3 protein-coding genes and 1 pseudogene are annotated in these 2,080 nt (G+C 37.5%); 1 reads left to right on the top strand and 3 read right to left on the bottom strand.

Annotated elements, in window-relative coordinates; all coding sequences use genetic code 11:
* Positions 1-186: 186 nt before the first annotated feature.
* The 3 genes from rpsR to rpsF are packed head-to-tail and all read right to left on the bottom strand — an operon-like array spanning position 187 to position 1,316.
* On the bottom strand, positions 187-420 hold the full coding sequence (gene rpsR / locus ABFX15_RS11750; protein WP_091266708.1) for a 30S ribosomal protein S18: 234 nt from the start codon (positions 418-420) through the stop codon (positions 187-189).
* Between the two features lie 25 nt (positions 421-445).
* The gene (gene ssb / locus ABFX15_RS11745) at positions 446-961 is read right to left on the bottom strand and encodes a single-stranded DNA-binding protein (RefSeq protein ID WP_346025586.1); all 516 of its coding nucleotides are present in this window, start codon (positions 959-961) and stop codon (positions 446-448) included.
* A 55-nt stretch (positions 962-1,016) separates the two neighbouring features.
* The gene (rpsF, locus tag ABFX15_RS11740; protein ID WP_091266714.1) at positions 1,017-1,316 is read right to left on the bottom strand and encodes a 30S ribosomal protein S6; all 300 of its coding nucleotides are present in this window, start codon (positions 1,314-1,316) and stop codon (positions 1,017-1,019) included.
* A gap of 277 nt (positions 1,317-1,593) precedes the next feature.
* On the opposite strand from rpsF, the pseudogene ABFX15_RS11735 reads away from it, so the two are divergent.
* Positions 1,594-2,007: pseudogene (locus tag ABFX15_RS11735) on the top strand (carbon starvation CstA family protein); the annotation flags it as partial.
* Positions 2,008-2,080: the final 73 nt, after the last annotated feature.

Genomic DNA, 2,080 nt, shown 5'->3' with positions numbered 1-2,080 from the left:
TAGATTAAGGGTCTTCTTTCTTTTTGTCTAGGTCGAATTTCCCCTCTTCCGACATTAATTTTACACATAGTAAGCATTTGACGAGAATGTGTTTCACGTGAAACAACTTATGCCAACGAAAAAAACAAGAAAAGAAAGAGCTGCAACAGTTATTACACTGTCACAGCTCGATAATATTAATTTAGTTTAATCTTCAGTTACAAATGGCAACAAGCCCATGATACGAGCACGTTTAATTGCTTTTGTTAATTTACGTTGGTTTTTTGCATAAGTTCCAGTTACACGACGTGGTAAAATTTTACCTCTGTCTGAAATGAAACGTTTAAGCAAGTCCACATCTTTATAATCGATATATTCGATGTGATTTGCTGCAAAGAAATCTACCTTACGGCGTTTTCTTCCGCCTCTGCGTCCAGCCATGTTATAATCCTCCTTTTATCTTGAATCAAAATGGTAAATCGTCATCTGAGATATCGATGGAGTCATTGTTACTTTCAAATGGATCTTCATCGAAGTTAGCATAATTGTTCTGATTATTATTTCTTGGAGCCTGATTCTGGTTGTTTTGTTGAGAATAATTACCGCTGTTATTGTTTGAATAATTTGATGACCCATCATTCTGCGCACGTTTCTCAGTGACAGATTTCGGTTCAAGCATCTGGAAATTCTCACAAACGATCTCTGTTACATAGACTTTTCTTCCTTCGTTGTTCGTATAATTACGAGTCTGGATACGACCAGTCACGCCTACTAACGAACCCTTACGAGTAAAGTTAGAAATTGTTTCTGCTGTCTTTCTCCAGGCAACACAGTTTACAAAGTCCGTCTCGCGTTCTCCTTGAGCATTTGTGAATGGACGCTCTACTGCTACGGAAAAAGTTGCTACTGCAATCCCGCTTCCAGTATAACGCAATTCTGCATCTCTGGTTAATCTTCCCACTAAAACGACATTATTAATCAATCAAAGGTCTCCTTTCATCAAAAGGCAATCATATTTATTGTTTCACGTGAAACAATTAGTCTTCCAGACGTACGATCATATGACGAAGAATATCGTCATTGATACGAGCTAGGCGCTCAAATTCGTTGATTGCAGCTGCATCATTGGACTGTAGGTTTACCAGACGGTAAGTTCCTTCACGGTATCCTTTGATTTCATATGCAAAACGACGTTTCGCCCAGTCTTTTGATTCAGTAACTTCAGCACCGTTATCTTTAAGAATAGTTTCGAAACGCTCAACAAGAGCTTTCTTTCCATCTTCATCAAGATCAGGACGGATAATATACAATAATTCGTACTTAGCTGTTTGACTCATCTTTGACTGTCACCTCCTTATGGTCTTTGGCCCTTTCATTTGAAAGAGCAAGGAGAGTATTCATTTAAGAGTACTCACTCCGAAATATTATAGCATACAGCGACTTACAAAACAAGTCCTTATTGAGGTTTAATGTAAGTATCTACTGTATCTACTGCCTTTATCACTCCTAACCTATTTCTCATTTAATTATAATGAAAAATTAGTATTATATTACGACGATTATAGTAAGCTATGTATAAACCGCTTACAAACTAAAGCAATGGAGGTATTTAAGTTGATAACATTCATATTGGGTATTACAGCACTTATATTGGGTTATATTTTTTACGGTAAATTTATTGAGAAAAATTTCGGAATTGAGCACAAGCGTACCACTCCTGCCTTCGAACTCGCAGATGGTAATGACTATGTCGTTATGGGTACAAGGAAAAATGCTCTTATTCAGCTGCTTAACATTGCAGGTACAGGACCTATTTTTGGACCTATTATGGGGGCTTTATACGGACCGGTAGCATTTATATGGATCATTTTCGGCAATATATTTGCCGGCGCCGTCCACGATTTCATGCTTGGAATGATCTCACTTCGTAATGAAGGGGCTCACTTACCCGAACTGGCTGGACGTTATCTTGGAAAAATGATGAAGCACGTCGTTAATGCCTTTGCTGCTTTACTTCTTCTCTTAGTAGGTGAGCCAATTTCATAATTATTTGTCGTGTTTAACACCTGATAAATCAACTTTTTTAAAACATAGAAAAAAG

Source organism: Alkalibacterium indicireducens, from assembly GCF_039522005.1.
GTDB classification, from domain to species: Bacteria; Bacillota; Bacilli; order Lactobacillales; family Carnobacteriaceae_A; genus Alkalibacterium; species Alkalibacterium indicireducens.
The sequence above is the reverse complement of the archived record's forward strand: the minus strand, read 5'-3'. Positions and strand labels throughout refer to the sequence as shown.

Coding starts and splice junctions, on each gene's coding strand:
- rpsF (WP_091266714.1), bottom strand. CDS start 1,316: ATGAGTCAAACAGCTAAGTACGAATTATTGTATATTATCCGTCCTGAT.
- rpsR (WP_091266708.1), bottom strand. CDS start 420: ATGGCTGGACGCAGAGGCGGAAGAAAACGCCGTAAGGTAGATTTCTTT.